This is a genomic window from Haloarcula mannanilytica (genome assembly GCF_005406125.1).
GTDB lineage: Archaea > Halobacteriota > Halobacteria > Halobacteriales > Haloarculaceae > Haloarcula > Haloarcula mannanilytica.
Genome location: NZ_BIXZ01000001.1, coordinates 730,739 through 753,130, shown reverse-complemented (window position 1 = coordinate 753,130; position 22,392 = coordinate 730,739). Strand labels below are relative to the sequence as shown.

At 65.4% G+C, this 22,392-nt stretch carries 12 protein-coding genes; 5 read left to right on the top strand and 7 right to left on the bottom strand.

What is annotated here, in order from left to right; all coding sequences use genetic code 11:
* The first annotated feature begins 88 nt into the window (after positions 1–88).
* Both gltB and Harman_RS03745 read left to right on the top strand, forming a co-directional pair.
* Positions 89–4,639, top strand: a complete 4,551-nt coding sequence (gltB, locus tag Harman_RS03750; protein ID WP_137682475.1) for a glutamate synthase large subunit — start codon at positions 89–91, stop codon at positions 4,637–4,639.
* Between the two features lie 59 nt (positions 4,640–4,698).
* Entirely contained in the window at positions 4,699–5,682 is a 984-nt protein-coding gene (locus Harman_RS03745) for an NAD-dependent epimerase/dehydratase family protein (RefSeq protein WP_137682474.1), read from the top strand.
* Positions 5,683–5,691: 9 nt separating this feature from the next.
* Here the strand turns inward: Harman_RS03745 and Harman_RS03740 are convergent, their stop codons facing one another.
* Positions 5,692–6,762 (bottom strand): TrmB family transcriptional regulator sugar-binding domain-containing protein, encoded by a 1,071-nt coding sequence (locus Harman_RS03740; protein ID WP_137682473.1) that lies wholly within the window; start codon positions 6,760–6,762, stop codon positions 5,692–5,694.
* Positions 6,763–7,026: 264 nt separating this feature from the next.
* Complete coding sequence (locus tag Harman_RS03735; protein ID WP_137682472.1) at positions 7,027–9,630, bottom strand: glycoside hydrolase family 3 protein; 2,604 nt, start codon at positions 9,628–9,630, stop codon at positions 7,027–7,029.
* A 150-nt stretch (positions 9,631–9,780) separates the two neighbouring features.
* On the opposite strand from Harman_RS03735, the gene Harman_RS03730 reads away from it, so the two are divergent.
* Entirely contained in the window at positions 9,781–10,839 is a 1,059-nt protein-coding gene (locus Harman_RS03730) for an NAD(P)-dependent glycerol-1-phosphate dehydrogenase (RefSeq protein WP_137682471.1), read from the top strand.
* Here Harman_RS03730 and Harman_RS03725 read toward each other — a convergent pair.
* Both Harman_RS03725 and Harman_RS03720 read right to left on the bottom strand, forming a co-directional pair.
* The gene (locus Harman_RS03725) at positions 10,836–11,354 is read right to left on the bottom strand and encodes a hypothetical protein (protein WP_137682470.1); all 519 of its coding nucleotides are present in this window, start codon (positions 11,352–11,354) and stop codon (positions 10,836–10,838) included. The genes Harman_RS03730 and Harman_RS03725 overlap by 4 nt on opposite strands.
* A 111-nt stretch (positions 11,355–11,465) precedes the next feature.
* The gene (locus tag Harman_RS03720; RefSeq protein ID WP_137682469.1) at positions 11,466–13,277 is read right to left on the bottom strand and encodes a S9 family peptidase; all 1,812 of its coding nucleotides are present in this window, start codon (positions 13,275–13,277) and stop codon (positions 11,466–11,468) included.
* A 116-nt stretch (positions 13,278–13,393) separates the two neighbouring features.
* Between Harman_RS03720 and Harman_RS03715 the strand changes: the two genes are divergently transcribed.
* Entirely contained in the window at positions 13,394–14,452 is a 1,059-nt protein-coding gene (locus tag Harman_RS03715) for a glycosyltransferase (protein ID WP_137682468.1), read from the top strand.
* Between the two features lie 40 nt (positions 14,453–14,492).
* Here Harman_RS03715 and Harman_RS03710 read toward each other — a convergent pair whose 3' ends face one another.
* Positions 14,493–16,232, bottom strand: coding sequence for a Na+/H+ antiporter NhaC family protein (locus Harman_RS03710; protein ID WP_137682467.1), 1,740 nt, complete (start codon positions 16,230–16,232; stop codon positions 14,493–14,495).
* 101 nt (positions 16,233–16,333) lie between these two features.
* On the opposite strand from Harman_RS03710, the gene Harman_RS03705 reads away from it, so the two are divergent.
* Positions 16,334–18,199, top strand: a complete 1,866-nt coding sequence (locus Harman_RS03705; RefSeq protein WP_137682466.1) for a DEAD/DEAH box helicase — start codon at positions 16,334–16,336, stop codon at positions 18,197–18,199.
* Between the two features lie 27 nt (positions 18,200–18,226).
* On the opposite strand, the gene Harman_RS03700 is transcribed toward Harman_RS03705, so the two are convergent.
* Positions 18,227–19,720, bottom strand: a complete 1,494-nt coding sequence (locus tag Harman_RS03700) for a globin-coupled sensor protein (protein ID WP_137682465.1) — start codon at positions 19,718–19,720, stop codon at positions 18,227–18,229.
* A gap of 133 nt (positions 19,721–19,853) precedes the next feature.
* Positions 19,854–22,319: a dihydropteroate synthase gene (folP, locus tag Harman_RS03695; protein ID WP_137682464.1), complete on the bottom strand. Its 2,466-nt coding sequence runs from the start codon at positions 22,317–22,319 to the stop codon at positions 19,854–19,856.
* Between the last annotated feature and the right edge of the window lie 73 nt (positions 22,320–22,392).

Here is a 22,392-nt window from a genome sequence, read left to right as displayed (position 1 = left end):
ATAAATATATATGCCTTAATGTGGGGTTAAACAACACTAATACCATTAGGAGTACCCTCTTATAGGGGCACGCCTAGTCGTGAAACACATGGTTGAGCGACAGACAGGTCTCTCTGCAGGCGACGCCGGGCTTGCAGATCCCACGGACGAGCGGTCGAACTGTGGTGTCGGGGTCGTTATGGACCTCGACGGCCAGAGCGACCACTGGGTTGTATCGGACGGACTCGAACTCCTCGACAACCTCGAACATCGAGGGACGACAGGAGCCGAGCAGGACACGGGCGACGGAGCGGGCATCATGCTCCAGATCCCCCACGAATTTTTCGCTGCCGAAGTCGACGCCGACCTCCCACCTGCCGGTGAGTACGCCGTCGGCACGCTCTTTCTCCCGAAGGACGACGACGAGGTCGCCGGGAGCCTGAAAGACCTCGTCGAGACGGAACTCGCCGCAGAGGGCCTGGATGTCCTCGACTGGCGCGACGTTCCCACGGACAACAGCGACCTGGGCGCGACGGCGCTCGAATCCGAGCCTGACATCGTCCAGTTTTTTGTCACCTCGGCGACGGGCAAGACCGGCGATGCCTTCGAGAACCAGCTGTATGTCGGCCGCCGGTCGCTCGAAAATACCATCGAGGAAGAGAAACCGTCGGGCCACGAGCGATTTTACGTCGTCTCGCTCGCAACCGACGTAGTGGTGTATAAGGGCCTGCTCAAGGCCGAACAGCTCGAAGATTACTACCCCGACCTCGAAGACGAGCGGATGCAGTCGACGTTCGCAATGGTGCATGCCCGCTTCTCGACGAACACGCTCGGCGCGTGGCATCTCGCACACCCCTACCGCCGTGTCATTCACAACGGCGAGTTCAACACCATCCAGGGGAACATCAACTGGATGCGCGCTCGGGAGACAGACATCCAGAGCGACGATTTCGAGGGTGACTTGGAGAAGATTAAACCCATCATCGACGACCCCGAGCAGTCAGACACTGCGAGCGTCGATAACGCGCTCGAACTCCTGCTCCAGGGCGGCCGTGACCTCCCGCACGCGCTCCGGATGCTCATCCCCGAAGCCTGGCGCGGCGAGATGAACGACGTGACCGGCGACCGGCGTGACTTCTATGACTACCACGCCTCGCTGGTCGAACCCTGGGACGGCCCGGCGCTCGTCGCGGCGACGGATGGCGACCGCATCGGAGCCGTGCTGGACCGCAACGGCCTGCGCCCGTGTCGCTACGACATCCTTGAAGACAACACGCTCGTGATGTCTTCGGAAGCCGGCGCGCTGGAACACGACGCCAGCGAGATCAGTGAACGCGGCCGGCTCCAGCCCGGGCAGTGCTTCCTCGCCGACCCCGAGGAGGGCCGCGTCATTCCCGACGCGGAAGTGTTCGAGGATATCACCGACGACAAGTACGGCGAGTGGGTCGCCGAGGAACAGGTCGATATCGACGAGGTGGCCGACCGCGAGGACAACGAGCCCCGGGACCCCTCCGACGCCCTGCGGAGCCACCAGGCCATGTACGGTTACACGTACGACGAGGTGGACCACCTCATCGAGCCGATGGCCGAGAAGGGGAAAGACCCCGTCGGCTCCATGGGCGATGACACGCCGCTGTCGGTCCTCTCACAGTTCAACCGCCCGCTGTTTACCTACTTCAAGCAGCTGTTCGCGCAGGTGACGAACCCGCCGCTTGACTACATCCGCGAGGAACTCGTCACCTCGCTTGAGTCCCGGCTGGGCTACCAGCGCAACATGCTCGACGAGAGCCAGGACCACGCCCGCCAGCTCGTGCTTGACTCCCCGATTCTCACCGACGAGGAGACGGAGTCCATCAAGGACCTGGATGCAAACGGCATGTCCACGAAGGTCCTCGACATCACCTACGAGAAGGACGGCGACCTCCGCGAGGCTGTTGAGGACGTGCGGGCCGAGGCCGACGCCGCCGCGAAGGAACACGATATCCTCGTGCTCTCGGACCGTAACGCCGGCGAGGACCGCGTGCCGATCCCGAGCCTGCTGGCGGTCGGTGGCATCCACCACCACCTCGTCCGTAACGGTCTCCGCAACCACGTCGGACTCGTCGTCGAGTCCGGCGACCCGCGGGCCGTCCATCACTTCGCGACGCTCATCGGCTACGGGGCCGGCGCTGTCAACCCCTATCTGGCCTATCAGACCATCGAAGACCTGGTGGCCGGACCAGACGGCGCGGACCTGGCCGACGCCATCGACGCCTACATCACCGCCGTCGAGGACGGCCTCCTGAAGACGATGGCAAAGATGGGTATCTCCACGGTCGAGTCCTACCAGGGTGCCCAGATTTTCGAGGCTGTCGGCCTCTCCTCCGATTTCATCGCCGAGTACTTCGAGGGAACGACCTGCCGGACCGAAGGGATCGGCATCGAGGAAATCGAGGACGACCTCACCCAGCGCCACGAAGTCGCCTGGAGCGAGGAAGAACCCGACATGCCCCGGCAGGGCGAGTACGAGTTCCGCTCGAACGGCATCCACCACCAGTGGAACCCCAACACGGTCGGCAAGATTCAACAGGCCGTCCGCATGGGCGACTACGACACGTACAAGGAGTTCGCCGAGCTGGTCAACGACCAGAACGAGGAGCTCCAGACACTCCGTGGCCTGCTTGAGTTCGACTCCGACCGCGAGTCCATCCCCATCGAGGAGGTCGAACCGGTCGAGGATATCGTCGAACGGTTCGAGACCGCAGCGATGTCGCTCGGGTCTCTCTCGCCCGAGATGCACGAGAACAACGCCATCGCAATGAACCGACTCGGGGCCAACGCCAACACCGGCGAGGGCGGCGAGCCGCCTGAGCGGTTCGACACCGAGAAGGAGTGTACCACGAAGCAGGTCGCCTCCGGCCGCTTCGGCGTCACCTCCGATTACCTCGCGTCGGCCGACGAACTCCAGATCAAGATGGCCCAGGGTTCGAAGCCCGGCGAGGGCGGCCACCTGCCCGGCAAGAAGGTCAACGAGATGATCGCCCACGTCCGCTACGCCACGCCGGGCGTCGGCCTCATCTCGCCGCCGCCGCTGCACGACATCTACTCCATCGAGGACCTCAAGCAGCTCATCCACGACCTCAAGGCCTCGAACCCCGAGGCCGATATCAACGTCAAGCTGGTCTCCGAGGACGGTATCGGGACCATCGCGGCCGGCGTCGCCAAGGCCAACGCCGACGTGGTCCACATCTCGGGCCACGACGGCGGGACCGGCGCGTCGCCGAAGACCTCCATCAAGAACGCCGGCCTCCCGTGGGAACTCGGTGTTTCGGAGGCCAACCAGATGCTTCGGGCGACCGGCCTGCGTTCGCGCATCAAGGTTACGACCGACGGCGGCATGAAGACCGGCCGCGACGTGGCCGTCGCCGCTTTGCTCGGTGCCGAGGGGTACACCTTCGGGACCGCCTCGATGGTCACCTCGGGCTGTGTGATGGCCCGGCAGTGCCACGAGAACACCTGCCCGGTCGGCATCGCCACGCAGAACGAGAACCTCCGCGAGCGGTTCCCCGGCGAGCCACAGCACGTCATCAACTACATGACGTTCGTGGCCCAGGAACTGCGGGAGATCATGGCCGAACTCGGCTTCGAGACGGTCGACGAGATGGTCGGCCGTCCGAGCGTCCTCAAACAACGCGACGACGTGACCCAGCCCAAGGCCCAGAAGATCGACCTCTCGTCGGTCATCGCGGAGCCGGCCGACAACGACGGCCGCTACAAGCAGCGCGAACAGACCCACGAGGTCGACCAGCAGCTCGACTGGGACCTCATCGACGCGGCTGAGGGGGCTATCTACGACGGCGAGCCGGTCGCCATCGACGCCGACATCAGCAACGTCGACCGCGCAGTCGGGGCGACGCTTTCGAACCGCATTTCCCGTGAGCACGCCAGCGACGGTCTCGCTGACGACACTATCCGAGTCGACTTCAACGGCACGGCCGGCCAGTCCTTCGGCGCGTTCCTCGCACAGGGCGTGACGATGGAGCTGACCGGGACCGCCAACGACTACGTCGGCAAAGGGCTCTCGGGTGGGAAGCTGATCCTGAACACGCCTGACAACGCCCCCTTCGACCCGACGGAGAACATCGTCATCGGCAACGTCGCGCTGTACGGCGCGACTCAGGGCGAGGCCTACGTCAACGGCATGGCCGGCGAGCGATTCGCCGTCCGCAACTCCGGGGTCAAAGGCGTCGTCGAGGGCGTCGGCGACCACGGCTGTGAGTACATGACCGGCGGCGCTATCGTCGTGCTGGGCGAGACGGGCAAGAACTTCGCGGCCGGCATGTCCGGCGGCGTTGCCTACGTCTATGACGCCGACGGGACCTTCGCGGAGAAGGCAAACACTGGCATGGTGTCGCTGTCCGATACCCTCGAAGGGAAGGACCGCCAGATGATCACCCGACTCGTCGAGAACCACGCCGCCTACACCGACTCCGACCGGGCGGCAGAACTGCTGGAGAACTGGGACGCTGGACTGGAGAACTTCACGAAGGTGATGCCCGATGCCTACGCCGAGGTCATCGCCGACCGCGAGCGTGACGACGTGCGCAACGAACCACCGGCCAAGGCCGCCCCGAGTGCCGAGGCCACTGAAGCGGACTTCGCCGCCTCCACTGACGACTGAGTCGTCACTGAGGACTGCCGACGCACCGTTTTTTTGATGCTGCCGGAACAGGGACGGGCATGGACAGCGTTCTCGTCATCGGCGGCGGCAGGTTCATCGGCCGGCACACGGTCACCGAGTTCCGCGACGCGGGTTACGACGTGACGATGCTCACCCGCGGGCAGCGCCCGAACCCGTTCGCGGACACCGACGTTGCCCACATCGAGGGCGACCGGCGCGAGCAGGCCACGCTCGAAACAGCGCGCGAGCGGGTCGACCCGGACGTAGTCGTCGACTGCGTGGCGTACTTCCCGACGGACGTGCGGGTGGCGACTGACGTATTCGCTGATGTCGATGCGTACGTGTACGTCTCAAGCGGCGCGGCCTACGGCGTCGAGCGGACGCCAAAGCGGGAGGGAGAAACGCCGCTTGCCGGCTGTACCGACGAGCAGGCCACGACTGACAGCCGAGAGACCTACGGCCCGCGCAAAGCCGAGGGCGACCGCGAGGTGTTCGCCGCCGCCGAGGACGGCGTGCGGGCGATGAGCGTCCGGCCGACCGTCGTCTACGGCCCCCACGACTACACCGAGCGGTTCGCCTACTGGGTGAACCGGGTTGCCGAGTACGACCGGGTAGTCGTTCCCAGCGACGGCCTCAGCCTCTGGCAGATGGCCTACGTCGAGGACGTGGCGAGTGCGCTCCGTCTCGTCGCGGAGCGGGGAACGGCTGGCGAGGCGTACAACGTCGGCGACGAGCACGCGCCGACGCTCCGGGAGTGGGTCGACCTACTCGCCAGCGTCCACGAGACTGCAGTCGAGACTGTCGGCGTCGGCGAGCGCGAGCTCGCGGCGGCGGGGTTAGACCCTGGCGATTTCCCGATCTACCGCGACTCGCCGCATCTGCTGTCGACAGCGAAACTACGTGGCCTGGGCTGGTCGTCGACGCCCCACGAGACGGCGCTGGCAGTAACCGTCGCCGAGCATCGGGAGAACGGCCGGACTGGTCGGGAGTTCGGGCCTGACCGGGATACGGAAGCGGCGCTGCTCGACCGCCTAACTGACTGACAGAGAATACTACGCTCGGCGCAACGTCGTGTGCTTGACCTCGTAGTCTTCGAGGAACGCGCCGTACCCGCCGACGGTGAGCCGCTCCTGTCCCGTGTCGACGACCAGCGAGTTCTCGAAGCCGAAGTCGCTGTTGCTCGGTTCGAGGAGGTTCTGGCGGACATCGACCACGTCGCCGGTTATCACTTCGAAGTCGTCGTCGGAGCCCGTCGGCCGGGCGTACAGGTCGGCGACGACCGACTCCCCAGCCCGGAGCGCGAGTGTCGTCGTGAACACGACGGGGCGGAACATGTCGTACCGAACGGGGAGGCTGGGGGGTCGGGAGACCAGCACTTCCTCGCCGATGGGCCAGTAATTGCCTAGATAGGAACCAACGAGCACTGCGGCGACGGCCTCCTGCGTGAACGTGATCGCGTTCGTCTCGTCGTGATCCCAGCTGAGCATCGTCGACGGGGAAACGAGTCCGCGCTGCTGGTCCGTCGCGAGTAGCGACGGCGCGCCGTCGAGGCCGAGTCGAACCGCATTGGCGACGCCGTCCAGTTCCAGGGTCATCGACTGGGCGTCGTAGCCCGACAGCGTCAGGAGTACGAGGATACCTCGTTCGCGGGCACGGCGCAGCGGCTCGCGGAGGTCGGGCAGTCGGCGTGCCGGGAGTTGGAGCACGACCTCGCAGTCGGCGGCGTCGATGTGTTGCTCCAGTCGCTTGACGATAGTCGGCCGGGATTTGACTACCTCGAAGGAGTTGTCGGCAGTCGAATTGTCCTCATACCGGGATTGGACCGCCGTCTCAAGTGTGTCGAGTTCGCGTTTCAGCGCACCGAAGGCCTCCGACGGGGGCGTCGCACGGATGACTGTCGGCGTCCGGTGGTCGTCGACGGTGACGAAGCCGTCCGCGGCCAGCGAATCACAGATGTCGTACACGTAGCTCGTGGAGACCCCCGCCGTTTCAGCCACCGTCCGGGCCGTTGCCGGTCCCTTTTCCACGACGGCGAGGTACGTCTCGGCCTCTGTCTCGGAGAGTCCGTACTGCTGGAGTCGGTCCCGAACGGTCGCGCTCGGCTGGCGTGTGGAGTCAGGCATGGTGAGCGGGTCAGAGCGTGTCGGCTGGTCCCATATTACGGGGTCGCTGTGTCAGATTCTGTCACCGAAAGTATATAATAATTAGTGAGAGTGAGAACGGGCCGAAGTGTATCGACACGGGGTGGTGCTCTGTGGTCCAGCTTGTGGCCGGGAACAGCAGCGGGTTCGGTCGCGGTACCCGCCTCATACTGTTGGCTGTCCCTAATTCAAGATACTTGCCACCCCGGGGTGGCAACATTCTTCACAGACGTACAGCCGACAGTATCAGGAGCTGTGTCGAACCTCATCGAGGAGGTCGACAACGTCCTCCATCGTCGGGTCGCGGTTGCTGCTATTCCCGGTCCCATTGCCATTGTTTCCGCTGCCGTTCCCACTATTTCCGTTGTTACCATTCCCATTACCCCGACCGGGATTGCCTCCCGACCCGTTCGGAAGGCCCGGAACGGGGTCCGGGTCGGTAATGCTCGCCGTGTTCTGGACAGTCAGCGTCGTCGTCGGGCCGTCCTGCCCGACAGTGAGTTCGTACTCGCCGGCTTCGACGACCTTCGGGGCGAGTCCGAGCACGTCACCCGGCACGACTTCCAGCGCCGTCAGGTCGGCAGTCACATCGACCGTGGTCGATTCGCCGGAGTCCAGTGAGACGCGCTCGTAGCCCAGCAGTCGGCGCATCGGCTGGAGTACCGAGCCGTAGGATTGGGTGTTGAACACTTCGACGATGTGCTCGCCGGCCATCTCCCCGGTGTTGGTCACCTCGACGCTGACGGTCACTTCGGACTGATTAGCCGGGTTGCCGACGGTCGGCTGTGTGACCGAGACGGTCCCGTACTCGAAGTCGGTGTAGGAGAGCCCGTGGCCGTACTCGAAGATGGCTGTGTTGTCCGTCGCACCCGTCGATGTCGGGTCGTACCGGTTGTACTGGACGGGCGTAGTGCCGACGTTCTCGGGCCAGCTGAACGGGAGCTTGCCCGAGGGGTTGTACTCGCCGACCAGCGTCTCGGCGATGGCAGTCCCGCCGTCGCTGCCGGGCTGGCCGGCAAACAGGAGGGCGTCGAGCTGGCTGAAGGTGTCCGGAGAGCCCCGCGGCGCGCCGGCAAGCATGACGCCGATGATCGGGGTCGAATCGTCGGTGGACTCGACGACGGTATCGAGCAGTGCCTGCTGGGCCTCATCAAGTACCAGTTCGTCCCGGTCGCCAAAGCCTTCGTTGTGGGTCCCTTCGCCGATGACCACGACGACGGCGTCGGCGTCGGGCGCGGCCGACTCGACCTGTGATTGTTGCTCGTCGGTGAAGTCGAAGTTCCCGTTCTCGTCGCTCTGCTGGTCATCACCGTCACCCTCGCCGTTGAACCAGGTCGTGTTCTCGTAGGACGTGGGGACGTGCGTGAGATCCCCGACGCGGGATTGCAGTTCTTCTTCGAGGAGATTCTGGCGGGGATACGGGCCGCCGGCGCTGGCTCCCTGCCAGCCGAGCGTCCAGCCGCCGTGTTGCATCAGCGCGCGTGTGTTGTTGCCGTCGCCGTCGACACCGGGGCCAGTCAGCAGGACGCTCTCGTCGCCCGATAGCGGGAGCGTGTCCTCGTCGTTTTTCAGGAGGACCAGTGACTCCTTGGCCATCGTCTCGGAGGCCTCCTGTGCGCCGCCGAGTACGTTCCCGATGCGGGACTCGTCGACCGTCGGTTGCTCGAACAGGCCGAGGTCGGCCTTCAGTTCGAGAATTCGTCGAACCGCTTCGTCGATGCGCTCCATGGGGATCGCGCCGTCCTCGACGAGGCCGACCACGGTGTCGATGAACTGCACCGGTCCCGGTGCGCTGCCGCCGTTGCCGATCATGTACATGTCGACGCCGGCGTTGATGGCCATCTCCGTCGCCGTCTCGAAGTCCGGCGCGTAGTCGTGGTTCGTGATCATCCGGTTGAGGTCGTCCCAGTCAGAGACGACCATCCCCTCGTAGCCGTAGGTGTCCCGGAGCAGCGTCGTCAACAGCCAGTGGGAGGCGTGGGCCGGGACCCCGTTTATCGCGCCGCTGTTGACCATCACTGTCCCGGGCTCGGCCGCCAGTGCCTCCCGGTACGGCGGGAAGATATTCGTCCGGAGGTCGCGCATGGATGTCGAGGCCGGCGCGCGGTCGTTGCCGTTGTTCGGGATGGAGTAGGCTGCGAAGTGCTTGACACACGCCGTCAGCCGGTCGTCGTCCTCCAGTGCCCGCGCCCGGACCCGCGAGACATCCCCTTCGAGTTTCGGGTCCTCGCTGATGCCCTCGAAGAAGCGGCCCCAGCGGGGGTCCCGCTGGAGGTCCGTCGTCGGGGCGAACGTCCAGTGTGCGCCCATCGACGCCGTCGAATCGCTCGTGTGGCGTTCGGCCTCTTCAATCAGACTCAGGTCCCGCGTCGCACCCATGTTCAGCCGCTGGGGGAACACTGTCGCGCCCTCTAGCAACCCGTTCCCGTGTGTCGCGTCGACGCCGTAGAGGAACGGGATGTCGTGGTCGGCGTTCTCTAAGTTGTACTCCTGTAGGGCGTTGATGCCCTGAACCACTTCGTTACCGTCGAAGCTCGGCGGTTCGGCCCCACCGGAGAGAATCGACCCGATGCCGAGTTCGCTGAAGTACTCGCCGACAGTGTCGACCCCGAAGCTGTCGGGAACGTTCGGGTCCTCCGGCTCCGCCTCGAAGGAGCTGATCGCGACCTGTGTCATCTGGGCCGCTTTCTGCTCCAGTGTGAGGTCCTCGATGAGTGTGTCCACGTCCGCTTGCGCCGCGGCGGTCCCAACACCCGCGCCGGTCGCGGCGGCTGCCGTGGCCATCCCGGTCGCTTTCAGAAACGTCCGCCGAGACGCTCGCATGCCGTCGTCAGTCGTGTCATGTGCCATGACAGACGCACCCAAACAGGGATGTTAATAATTGTTTTTGGAAAACTTGTATGAGATACTTGTCAAAAGATTTGCTCACGGATCGCTATCGAGCCCTGACTTATCCTGTGCATCTAAACTGTTTTCACGCGTGGCCGGGGACAGGCTACCATGTTCGAGAAACGTACCTGGATCCGCCTGCCCCGCAACGTCGTGGTCGGGCACGGGGTCCTCGGGCAGACAATCGAGGCCGTCAGCGAGCTCCACCTGACCGGCCGACCGCTCGTCGTCTCCAGCCCGACGCCACACGATGTCGCCGGCAAGCGGGTCGTCGCACAGTTCGAAGACGAGGGGTACGACCCCTCCGAGATCGTCATCGAAGAAGCCAGTTTCGACGCCGTCCAGCGCGTCATCGACCACGCGAGCGACATCGACGCCGGCTTCCTGCTGGGCGTCGGCGGCGGGAAAGCCATCGATATCACGAAGATGGCCGCCGACGACCTGGGACTGGGTTTCGTCTCGGTCCCGACGGCCGCTAGCCACGACGGCATCGTCTCCGGTCGGGGCTCGGTCCCTGAGGGCGATACGCGCCACAGCGTCGCCGCAGAGCCGCCGCTGGCCGTCATCGCGGATACCGAGGTGCTGGCGGAGGCCCCCTGGCGGCTGACGACCGCCGGCTGTGCTGACATCATCTCGAACTACACTGCGGTTCGGGACTGGCAACTCGCCCACCGCCTGAAAAACGTCCACTACTCGGAGTACGCCGGCGCGCTCTCCCAGATGACCGCCGAGATGCTCGTCGAGAGCGCCGACTCGATAAAACAGGGGCTAGAGGAGTCGTCCTGGATTGTGGTGAAAGCGCTCGTCTCTTCCGGCGTTGCGATGTCCATTGCCGGCTCCTCGCGCCCGGCCAGCGGCGCGGAACACCTGTTTTCCCACCAGTTAGATCGGCTCGTCCCCGACGGCGCGCTCCACGGCCATCAGGTCGGCGTCGGCTCTATTATGACCGAGTACCTCCACAGCGGCCAGAAAGGCAAGTGGAAAGACGCCAGAGACGCACTGGCGGCCATCGGCGCACCGACGACGGCGGATGAACTCGGCATCGACGACGAGACGGTGATCGAAGCGCTGACGACGGCCCACCAGATACGGGACCGCTACACGGTGCTTGGCGACGGCATGAGCGAGGAGGCAGCGATAGAAGCGGCGACAGTGACCGGCGTTATCTAAACCAGTTCAGCGACTGCGACCTCGCCCGAGTCGTCCCAGCGAAGCGACGCCTCGGCTTCGCCGGCCGCCTCCGCGGCGTCGCCGTCTTCGAGCGCGGCGCTGTTGATCTCCGCGTCGAAGACGATGCTGAGCCGATACACCGTCTCGGCGTCCGGGTCTGACTCGTTTCGCACGCCACAGATAGTGGCCCGGACCGCGTCCCGAATCGTACACGCGACGCCGGCCGTCTCCGAGACGACCCGCTCGACCGCCGTCGCCGGCCGCTCGGCTCCCTGTGTCTGACCCTGTGGGACCTCCCAGGACCCGTCGGCGTCGCTGAGCAACACGTCGCCCGACTCGTTGTGGACGAACGCGTGTACGTCGACCTGTCCCTCCCGCGAGCGCTCGACGGCACGCTGGTACGCCGCTGCGTCCACTGAAAAGGTGGTCTGGTCCACCGGCGTCGAGCCGAACTCCTGTTCGAGACGGGCGAGGCGCTCCTGCACCCGCGCTCGCGAGCGCTCGGCTATCTCCATACGAAACGCTGCTTCGGGAACACCATAAAGCCGCCTGAACGTTTTCGCCGACTGAAACACCCGTATAAAAACCCTGCAGTGCCACCGTCCCCGGTTCTCACTCGAAACCGTTCAGACGTGTTCGTCGAGGAACTCCACGACAGCGGTGTAGGCCTCGATGCGGTTCGCCCGCTTGCTGATGCCGTGGCCCTCGTCGTCGAAGACGAGTTTCTCCACGGGAACGCCCTGCTCGGCCGCCTGCGCTGCTATCTGCTCGGCCTCGCCGACCGGGACGCGCGGGTCGTTGGCCCCGTGGAGGACGAACAGCGGCGCGGCGATGCGGTCGACGTTGTTGATCGGGGAGATGGATTCGAGGAACTCACGGTCCTCATCGAGGGAGCCGTACTCGGCTTCACGGAGTTCGCGCCGCCAGTCGCCGGTGTTCTCTAAGAACGTCACGAAGTTTGCGATGCCGACCACGTCGACGCCGGCGGCCCAGAGCTCGGGATACTCCGTCAGCGCCGCCAGTACCATGAAACCGCCGTAGGACCCGCCCATCGCCACGATTCGGTCGGGATCGACCGCCGGGTGGTCGTGGAGCCAGTCGACGCCGGCCCGCAGGTCCTTCACCGAGTCCATCCGCTTTTCAACGTCGTCGAGGTGCGTGTAGGCCTTCCCGTAGCCGGTTGAGCCGCGGACGTTCGGCTCGAAGACAGCGTACCCCCGCGAGAGGAAGTACTGGGTCAGGCCCGAAAAGGACGGCCGGCGCTGGCTCTCCGGGCCGCCGTGGATGTCGACGATGACGGGCGTGTCGCCGTTGTCTCTGGCCCCGTCAGCGGCGGCCGCCGGTAGCGAGAACAGCGCCGGAATATCTCTGCCGTCGAAGGAGTCGAACCGGACGACCTCGGGTTCGATGAACGTCTCGCGCGGGATGCCGGCGGTCGAGGCGGCCGTCCACTGCTCGCTCTCGCCGGTCTCGGCCTCGACGACGAACACGTTGGTGTTGACCGTGCGCCCGGTGACGCTGACGGCGAAGCGCTCGGCGTCGGGTCCCCAGGAGACGCCCCCGGCCAGTCCGCCCGGCAGGTCCGGTGTCGGGAACGTCTCGATGTCCGTGGGACCGGTCAGTTCGCCGACGGTGAGTTGGTTGTAGCCGTCGACGTTGCGCGAGTACGCGAGGCGGCCGCTGTCCTTGTCTAGCGCGACCCCGTCGATGTTCCACTGGTCGTCAGAGCGGACGATATCGAGGTCGCCGTCGAGCGAGAGGCGAGCCAGGTCGAGCGTGTCGCTCTCGGCGTCGGTGACGAGATACACTGCTTCGCCTTCCGGCCCCCACGACGCGCTGGTGTAGCGGACGTTCCCCTCGTGTGGCGTGAGATGGGTCAGCTCCCCACTGTCGATGTCCAGCACGTAGATGTCCTGGTCGAAACTGGAGTGGGCCTCGCTGACGAGCAGGTGCTTTCCGTCGGGCGAGAAACCACCGACTGAGAGCCAGCCGTCGCCCTCCCAGACGAGTTCTGCCGCATCGCCGGTCACATCGCGGTCCTGCACGTAGATGTCGAACACGGCCTCGTCGCGGCGGTTCGACGCGAAGGCGAACTGCTCGCCGTCGGGCGACCAGCCGCCCCAGCGGTGTTTCGCGTCGGGCATGTCTGTGAGTTCGTGGACGTGCCCGTCCGCGTCGAGCCGGTACAGCTGCGCCCGCTCGTTGCCGCCCTCGTCCATGCCGAAGACGAGTTCCTGGCGCTCGGGCGAGTAGTCGACGAAGCTCACGCTGTCGTCGTAAAAGGTCAGCTGCTCGGGCCAGCCGTGGGGTTCGGTAAGCGACCAGGCCTGGGCGACCCCGGTCGTGTTCATCAGGAAGGCGAGCGTGCCGTCCGGTGCGAACGAACTGCCGTAGGCGCTCCGGACGTTCAGATAGCGAGAGAGGTCGTACGCAGTCACGGCTTGAGGGAGGGCAGGGATCGGCAAAACCCTTTGCGAGCCGACCAGTGAACTGCTGGCGTTCGCCGTCAGCCGCGAACGGGTGGATTTTTGAGCGGTCACGTCGTCGCCCCTGTATGCGTGTCGCGGTCGTCGCCATGGAGACGAGTCAGTACCGGGACACTGTGGGCCGGACCCGGCTGGAGCGGGTGGCTACCGAACTCGCCGACGCCGGCCACGACGTGACCGTGTTCTGTTCGCAGTGGTGGACGGGGTTCGACAATCAGCGCGAACGCGACGGCGTTACCTACCGCGCTGTCACCGTCTCCCCGACCGTCCCCTCCTTCTGTGTCCGACTGCCGGCCATGCTCGCACGATACCGCCCGGACGTGGTCCACGTCCATCCGACGCCGGCGTCGGTCGCGCTGGCGGCCAAGACCGGCGCAGCGCTGTCGCGTGCGCCGCTGCTCACGGAGTGGTTCGGCGACGAGGACGTGCCCGAGAGCCGCCGGGCCGACCTCGCGCTCCGCGCGTCGGACTGTCTCATCACCCCCTCCGAACTCGTCCGCACGCGGGTCCGCGAGCGGGGGGCGACGGCGGACCAGACGGCGATTCTCCCACAGAGCATCGACATGGACCTCGTTCGGGAGACTGAGGCCGACGAGGAAATCGACGTGGTGTACGCCCACCGCCTCGATGGTAGCGCGAACGTCGAGTCGCTGCTGCTCGGGCTGGCGGAGCTCAGACAGAAAGGCTGGTCGGCGACGATTATCGGTGACGGCCCGGAGCGAGCCCACTACGAACAGGAGGCCGCCGACCTCCGCATCGACGACCGCGTGACCTTTGTCGGTGCGTGTGACATTGAGGAGCGCGTCTCGATATATAAGGGCGCGCACGTGTTCGTCCAAACGGCGTTCCGGGAGTGTTTCGCCACCGACCTCCTCTGGGCGATGGCCTGTGGCTGTATCGGTATCGTGGAGTACCAGGCCGAATCCTCGGCTCACGAACTCATTGAGCAGCGCGACCGCGCGTTCCGGGTGACGAACCCCCAGGAAATCGCCGACAAGATCGCCGAGTCAGCCGACTTCGAGCGACAGACCGTCGACGAGTCCTGCGCCGAGTTCGATCACGCGCACGTTCGCAGCGAGTACGAGCAGTTATACGAGAAGCGTATCGAAGACCACGGCTTGTTGTAACCAAATTCCGCGTTCTGACGGTGATGAACTGTTCTAGCGGTCAGTACGGAATGATGTGGAACCCTTCCGGGAGCACCAGCCCGAACACGAGAAACAGCGCCGCCGCGACGCCCGCCGCAATGAGGGCGTAGGGCGCTTGACTCCTGACGTGGACCATGTGGTCGCTTCCGCTCGTCGACGACGCCAGGACGGTCGTGTCGCTGATCGGCGAGGTGTGGTCGCCGAAGATACCGCCGCTGAACACCGCCCCGAGGACGAGCGGGAGGTTCGCGCCCGTCGAGAACGCGAGCGGGATAGCGATTGGGAACATGATGCCGTAGGTCGACCACGACGACCCGTCTGAGAAACTGACGAACGAGGTCACGAGGAAGATCCCGACCGGGATGATAAACGCCGGTACGCCGCCGAAGACGTTCGTCACGAACGACGAGATGCCCAGTATCGACACCGCGTTCTGGATGGAACTGGCGAACATCAGGATGACGGCCGCCAGGAAGATGCCCTTGAACCCGACCAGCATCGCATCAGTGGCATCGTCGTTCGAGGGGATATCGCCCTTCCAGCGGTACAGCAGGAAGGCGACAATCAGCGCCGAGAACGACGCGAGACCGAGCTGGACGCCGCCGATGTTGAACGCCCACGGGCCACTCGGCGGCGCGATCAGTTGCCAACTGCCAAGCTGGAGCAGCGTGGTCCCCATCCCCTCTTTCCCTTCGACGAAGATGACGGGGCTGGCCCGCCAGAACATCGCGCTCAGCCCGACAACGATCATGGTCAGGATGGGCCAAGCGAAGTTCTTCCAGTCCGGCGTGGCGGTCTCGGACATCTCGTACTCGTCCATCTCTTCCGATATCATCGGGTCGGCGTCGTCGCCGACGACCTTCCCCTCGGTTCTCGCGCGGGACTCCTCGACGCCCATCTCGTAGAGGTTGGGCACAACCTGCCAGGCGACCAGTCCCGCGAGCGCGAGTGCGATCCACGAATAGAAGCCGGTAAACAGCGTGTTGAAAAACAGCGGCCAGACGGCCCCGGTCGCGGCGGTGACCTGGTCGCCGCCGGTGTTCACGAAGTTGGCCATGCCCGACGGGAGCGTCCCCTGTTGCTGGGCCTCGACGAGCCCGCTACCCATGAAGCCGACCATCGCGGCACCCCAGGTGGAGTAAAACGCCAGCCGGGAGGCCGGCGACCCAGCGGAGTCGACGTAATACGCGAGCTTGGCCCGCGACACGTCGAACTTGTCCGTCAGCGGGCGCATCATCGAGCCGACCACGAGGCAGTTGAAGTAGTCGTCGATGTGGATGGCGATACCCGCTAAGAAGGCGGCCTTCTCGGCGTCTGCGGCTGAATCCGCTCGCGCCACCAGTGCCTCAAGTACGCCCTGAATCGCCCCGGCCCGTATCATCAGTCCGATCAGCCCGCCGATGGCGAAGATGGCGAGCAGGACGTTCTTGACGTACCATTCCCCGAACAGCGGGGCCGTGGCGATTATTTCGGGAACGAGCTTCAGCCCGAATATCGCCCCGAGTGCGATGCCACCGACGCCGACCGTCCATGGACTCCCGTCCTCGGCCTGTGGCTGGACAGTCGCCACGTCGCCACCGGCGGTGATGAGGTCCGACGGGACCCCGACCGCCTGGGGGTGTAACGCGCCGACCAGAACGCCCGTGACGACGATACCGACGAACAGCCCGATGAGGGCGTCACGAGTGTACCAGGCCAGCCCGATGGCCACGAGCGCGGGGACGATAGACCACGGTCCGGCAGCGATTCCCTCAACCATGCCGGCAGGTCCGGGTGGCGCTACATTAATGTACGTATTCGAGCCGGCGGTCGGGCCGGACAGACGAAACCCGTTTGAGCGTCGACCACCTCCATCCGGTAGTGACAGCCGAGGAGCCAGCCGACCGAGACGACGACTCGGACCCCGCCACGGAACTCGAACTCGACGCCGTCTACGACGCCATCGACGCCGTCGGCCGCCCGCATCTGACGGCGACGGAACTCTCCCGGAAGACGGACTTGACGCCCGACCAGGCGCGGGCGGCACTGGAGCGTCTCGCCGCCGACGGTGACATCGAGCGCCAGGACGTGACCGAGGTCGAGTCCGTGTGGTACCCGTCAGATATCGCCGAGGTGACTGACCGCGAGCGCGTGGTTCTCTTTCCGGACCGCCGGGAAGTGGTCGTCGAACACCCTGAGCAGTTTACCCGGGCGCAGCTCTCGCAGTTCGCGCGCCTGCAGGACACCAACCGCTCGGGCGGCTACGTCTACGAACTCCGCGAGGAGGACATCTGGGCCGCGCCCCACGAGTCCTTGGAGGATCTTCTGGCGACGATGCGGGACGTGCTGGGCGAGCGCTCGCCCCACCTCGAAGAGTGGGTGACGAGCCAGTGGGAGCGCGCCCGGAAGTTCCGCCTGAAGACCCACGAGGACGGCTACGTCGTCCTCGAAGCCGAGAGCGACGACCTGATGGGCAACGTCGCCCGACAGAAGCTTGACGACGACCACCTCCGGGCCCCCATCTCAGACTCGGAGTCGTGGGTCAACGAGGACGCGACTGCCGAAATCAAACGGACACTGTATGAAGCGGGCTATCCAGTCCGGGACGACCGGGACCTGGAGACCGGCGACGCCATCGAGATGGACCTCCTGTTGCGCCTGCGGGACTACCAGCAAGACTGGGTCGAGCGGTTCACCGAGCAGGGGTCGGGCGTGTTCGTCGGCCCGCCGGGGTCGGGCAAGACGGTCGCCGCGATGGGCGCGATGGCCGCCGTCGGCGGCGAGACGCTCATTCTCGTCCCCTCGCGCGAACTCGCAACCCAGTGGCACGACGAACTGGTCAGACACACTTCCCTGACCGACGACGACATCGGCGAGTACCACGGCGGCGAGAAGAACATCCGACCAATAACTATCGCCACGTACCGCACCGCCGGGATGGACCGCCACCGGAAGCTGTTCGACCAGCGCAAGTGGGGCCTCATCGTCTTCGACGAGGTCCACCACGTCCCCTCGCCGATTCACCGCCGGAGCGCGGACCTCCAGACCAAACACCGGCTGGGCCTCACCGCGACGCCGACCCGGGAGAGCGACGACGAGGAGGAGATATTCACGCTCATCGGCCCGCCAATCGGCACGGACTGGGGCAAACTGTTCGACGAGGGCTACGTCGCTGAGCCGGAGGTCGAAATCCGGCTCGTCCCGTGGGGTAACGAGACCGAGCAGTCCGAGTACAGTTCCACGTCGGGCCACGACCGCCGGCAGGCCGCGGCCAACAACAGCGGCAAAATCGACGAAATCCGGTACGCACTGGCCGAGAACCCCGCCGCGAAGGCGCTGGTGTTCATCGAGTACCTCGACCAGGGCGAGGCAATCAGTGAGGCCATCGATGTTCCCTTTATCAGCGGCGAGACGCCACACGCCCGCCGGGAGAAGCTGTTCGACCAGTTCCGGCGGGGCGAACTGGACACGCTGGTCGTCTCTCGGGTCGGCGACGAGGGCATCGACCTCCCCGACGCCGAACTCGCTATCGTCGCTTCTGGACTCGGTGGGTCCCGCCGCCAGGGCGCACAGCGGGCCGGGCGGACGATGCGCCCCGCTGGCGACGCCCGAATGGTCATCCTCGCCACGCGGGGCACGACCGAAGAAGACTTCGTCCGCCGGCAGATGCGCCACCTCGCCTCGAAGGGCATCCGCGTGACGGAGACGGAGGCCGAGGCGGTCGAGCCGCCCGAGCCAGAAGAGTAAGTCAGACGCGCTGGCTACTGGTCGAAGCTATTCCGTATCGGTATCGAGTCGCCGCGCGGTCTCGGCCACGTCCTGAATCTTCGCCGTCTGTTCTTCGTTCGTCGCCGCGAGGTCGTCGAGCTGTGCCGACATATCCTCGATGCCGCTCGACAGTTCGTCGATCATGCTAGCGACCTCCTCGGTCGAGGCCGCCTGATCGTCGGTCGCCGCCGACACCTCCTGAATGCCCTGTGACGCCTCGTTGACCGCCGACACGATTTCTTCGAGCCGTTCGGCCGCTGCCTCGACCTGCTCGATGCCCTCTGTCACCTGCTCGGTGACGGTTTCGAGGCTCTCGACGGCGTCGACGGTCTCGTCTTGAATCTCCGTGACGGTATCCTCTATCTGGTTCGCGTGTTCCTGTGAATCGCCCGCGAGCGTCTTGATTTCGTCGGCGACGACGGCGAACCCGTCGCCGGCCTCCCCGGCGCGTGCGGCCTCGATAGAGGCGTTCAGCGCGAGCATGTTCGTCTGGTCCGCGATGTCGTTTATCACCTCGACGATGTCGTCGATCTCGTCGGCCTGCTCCCGGAGACCGGCGATGTCGGTCGAGACCGCATCGACGGCGTCATCGACATCGTTCATCACCGACGCAGCTTGCTGTGCGGCCTCGTTCCCGCGTTCGGCCTTCCGTTCGGCCGACGTGCTGGTACTTGCGACCTCCTCGGCAGTCGAGGCGATTTCCTCGATGGTCGCGCTCATGTCCGCGACCTCGGCCGCCACTTCGTCCATCGACTCGGACTGGGTCTCGGCAGTGGCGTTGATCTGCTGGTTCGTCTCGGCGACCTGTTCGGCCGAGGCGCTCAGTTCGTCGATTGGCTGCTGGAGCCCGTCTTCGACTTCCCGCATCAGTGCTTGCTGGTCGTCGATTGCCGATTCCAGCCGCTTGCTGTAGGAGTCGATGTAGGTGTCCATCGCCACCTGCTGGTCGAGATTGAGGAGCTTGAAGACGGAGAGCGCACGCGATTGCATTTCTTCGAGCGCCTCGTCTCGGTCGGCATCGCCCGATTGCAGGTCATCGACGATTGTCCGCAAGAAGTGTTTGAAGTAGATGCTGTAGGCCCCGAGATAGATTTTCGGCCCGAGGTCGAGCATGTCGTGGATCTTCCCGATGCGGGCCCTGTTCTCGAAGTACTGCTTGTCGTAGCTCCCGGCGACGAGGTCGCGGAGATATTGCGCCTGGGTCTGCTTGAGCTGGTCGACGGACTTGGTGGACCGCCCGAAAATTTCGAGTGTCTCGTCAAACGACTGGAGGTGGTCATAGAAATCGTCGACGACAGATTCGGCTTGGGCGTTCGTCTCGTCTGCCATCGCGGTGAGATGGTCGACATCCGAGTCGTCGAATCCGGTGAACTCCTTGCGCCAGTGAATTTCGCTAGCGTCTAGCCCAATTCGGTCGGTAAGCGTCGTCCCATCGACGCCAGACCTCTCAGATTCAGTGATACGCTTTCGAGAGCCCGCACTCTCGCTTTGAAATGCCATGCCGGGAGTCAAACGACGTGGGGGTTATATGTTCGCTTCTGATTCTCACCATTGAGAAAAATAAATCAGCAGCGCGAACTCTGGGATTGCCCGTCGTTGTCGGAGCTCTCGCAGCGGATTGTTCCTGTTCGGGTCAGTCCTCGAACTTCTGTGGATTCTGCGTTGCCTCGGCGACCCGAACCGCCGCGACGTTCTCGGGCACGTCGTGGACCCGAACGATGTCGGCCCCCCGCTCGGCCGCCAGCGTCGTCCCGGCGATAGTCGCTTCCAGGCAGTCGCCCGCCTCCTGGCCCACCAATCCGAACAGCGACTTGTGGGAGTGGCCGACCAGAATCGGACAGCCAAGCGCCTCGAACTCCGGGAGGTGGTCGAGCAGTTCGAAGTCCTCCGCGGGCGACTTCCCGAAACCGATGCCGGGGTCGACGATGATCTGCTCGCGGTCCAGCCCGGCCTTCTCCGCGAGCAGCACGCGCTCGGTCAACTGATCGATGCAGTCCTCGACCACGTCGTCATAGTGGATGTCGCTGTCGGGGTCGACCGGCGTTTCGATGGAGTGCATCACGACGACGGGCACGTCGTACTCGGCGGCGACGAGTCGCATTTCCGGGTCTTCGAGGCCGGACACGTCGTTCAGGATGTCCGCGCCCGCATCGAGTGCCGCCCGAGCGACGGGGGCTTTCCGCGTGTCGACGGAGAGCGCGACATCCAGGTCCGAGAGCGCCTCGATGACCGGGACGACGCGGTCGATTTCCTCTTCGACGGATATCGGTTCGGCCCCGGGCCGGGTCGACTCCCCGCCGATGTCGAGAATGTCTGCACCGGCCTCGACCATCCGCTCGGCGCGGGTAACTGCGTCCTCGACGGCGTTGTACTCGCCGCCATCGTGGAACGAATCCGGCGTGATGTTACAGATGCCCATGACGGCCGTGCCGTCGTCCCAGGGGTGGACCGTCGATGTGTCGGGCTCGGGTTGCTGAATTGAGAGGGCCGCCCGCAGTTCGTCGGCGAACGAGGCGAGTCCGTAGGGCTGGCCGTCCAGTTTCTCCGCGAGGCGCTTGTACTGGGCCATCGTTGCCATCATGACTACGTCGAGGGACTCCTCGTCCTGGTCGTTCAGGCCGGAGATGGCACACTCCCCGCCCAGGGACAGCAGTTCCTCCTTGAGGTACTGGGCCTGTCGCGGCTGGACACGGGTTCGCAGAACCCGGTGGATGCCCTTGCCCCGCATCCGCCAGGCTCCGGCGTCGGTGACGTGGGCGTCCGCGATGGTCTGGCGGGCCTCCGCCAGCGAGTCGACCTGTTTGGGGATTAGCGAGCGCGACCAGCGCGTGCGGGCCTCACGGACGGCGTACAGCGACCCCGTCACGAGGACGGCATCGCCCGGGTCGGCAGCGTCGAGTGCGATACCGAGCGCGCCCGCCACGTCGTGGCGCGTCTCGACTGTCGCGTCGGTCGCCGTCTCCACTGCGGTTGCGACGACGTGGTGGGACTCCGCGCGGTCTACGTCGGGCTGGCAGGCGACGACGTGGTCCGGGTCCGGCAGCGCCGTTGCGATGCCCTCGTGGTCCTTGTCGACCATCGCGCCGATGACGACGTGGAGGTCGTCGTAGTCGAACGCGGACAGCGTCTCCGCGGTCCGGGCGATGCTCCCGGAGTTGTGTGCCCCGTCGAGGACGACCAGCGGCGACTCGTTCATCACCTCGAACCGGCCGGGCCAGTGGGCGTTTCGGAGGCCGCGTTCGATATCTGCCCGTGAAACGTCCGCGACCTGCCGGCACAGCGTAGCCGCGATACCGGCATTCTGTGCCTGGTGTGCGCCTAGCAGCGGAAGGTGCGTCTCGACCGACCAGTCTGGCCCCTCGACCGAGACCGCCGCTTCCAGTCCGTCGCGGCCGCCGTAGCGGACGGCCACGTCGGTCGCTGTCTCGTCCTCGCTGTCCTCGTCAGCGCTCCCGACTGTAACGACATCGCCGGCCGTCTCGCGGACGGCGGCGAGCGCGTTGCCGGTCGTCCCGGTCACCAGTGGGTTGCCGTCCGGAGCGACGTGGGCCTTGTCGTGGGCGATTTCCGCGACAGTGTCGCCGAGGATATGGGTGTGTTCGAGCGTCACCGACGTGACGGCGCTGGCGACGGGGTCGACCACGCTCGTGGCGTCGTACCGGCCGCCGATACCGACTTCCAGCACCGCAACGTCTACGTCTTGGCGGTCGAACTCCCACAGCGCCATCGCCGTCAGCGTCTCGAAGAAGGTGGGCGAGTCGTTGGCTGCACCCCGTTGGGTCACGTACGTCCGGACTGATTCGACGAACTCGACGAGGGCGGCCTCGGAGAGCTTCCGGCCGTTGATACGGATTCGCTCGCGCACGTCGTCGAGATGCGGTGACGTGTACAGCCCGACATCGAGGCCCGCTTCCCGAAGCGTTCGCTCGACCATCCGCGCGGTAGAGCCCTTCCCGTTGGACCCCGCGATCTGCACGCAGCGAAGCCCCTCCTGTGGGTCACCGAGCGACGAGAGCAGGTTCCGCGTGGCATCGGTACCGGGTCGCGAGGCGAACCGGCGCAACTCGAAGAGGAAGTTCGCGGCCTCGTGGAACTCCATGGTCGGGCTATCGGAGCCGCTCGCTTTAGCCTGTCGGACTGTTGTGTCGGTGTGTTCGGCAGAGAGGCCGCCG

Bases quoted from the DNA above. Each gene is read 5' to 3' on its own strand.
- gltB (WP_137682475.1), top strand. From the start codon at position 89: ATGGTTGAGCGACAGACAGGTCTCTCTGCAGGCGACGCCGGGCTTGCA.
- Harman_RS03745 (WP_137682474.1), top strand. From the start codon at position 4,699: ATGGACAGCGTTCTCGTCATCGGCGGCGGCAGGTTCATCGGCCGGCAC.
- Harman_RS03740 (WP_137682473.1), bottom strand. From the start codon at position 6,762: ATGCCTGACTCCACACGCCAGCCGAGCGCGACCGTTCGGGACCGACTC.
- Harman_RS03735 (WP_137682472.1), bottom strand. From the start codon at position 9,630: ATGGCACATGACACGACTGACGACGGCATGCGAGCGTCTCGGCGGACG.
- Harman_RS03730 (WP_137682471.1), top strand. From the start codon at position 9,781: ATGTTCGAGAAACGTACCTGGATCCGCCTGCCCCGCAACGTCGTGGTC.
- Harman_RS03725 (WP_137682470.1), bottom strand. From the start codon at position 11,354: ATGGAGATAGCCGAGCGCTCGCGAGCGCGGGTGCAGGAGCGCCTCGCC.
- Harman_RS03715 (WP_137682468.1), top strand. From the start codon at position 13,394: ATGCGTGTCGCGGTCGTCGCCATGGAGACGAGTCAGTACCGGGACACT.
- Harman_RS03710 (WP_137682467.1), bottom strand. From the start codon at position 16,232: ATGGTTGAGGGAATCGCTGCCGGACCGTGGTCTATCGTCCCCGCGCTC.
- Harman_RS03700 (WP_137682465.1), bottom strand. From the start codon at position 19,720: ATGGCATTTCAAAGCGAGAGTGCGGGCTCTCGAAAGCGTATCACTGAA.
- folP (WP_137682464.1), bottom strand. From the start codon at position 22,319: ATGGAGTTCCACGAGGCCGCGAACTTCCTCTTCGAGTTGCGCCGGTTC.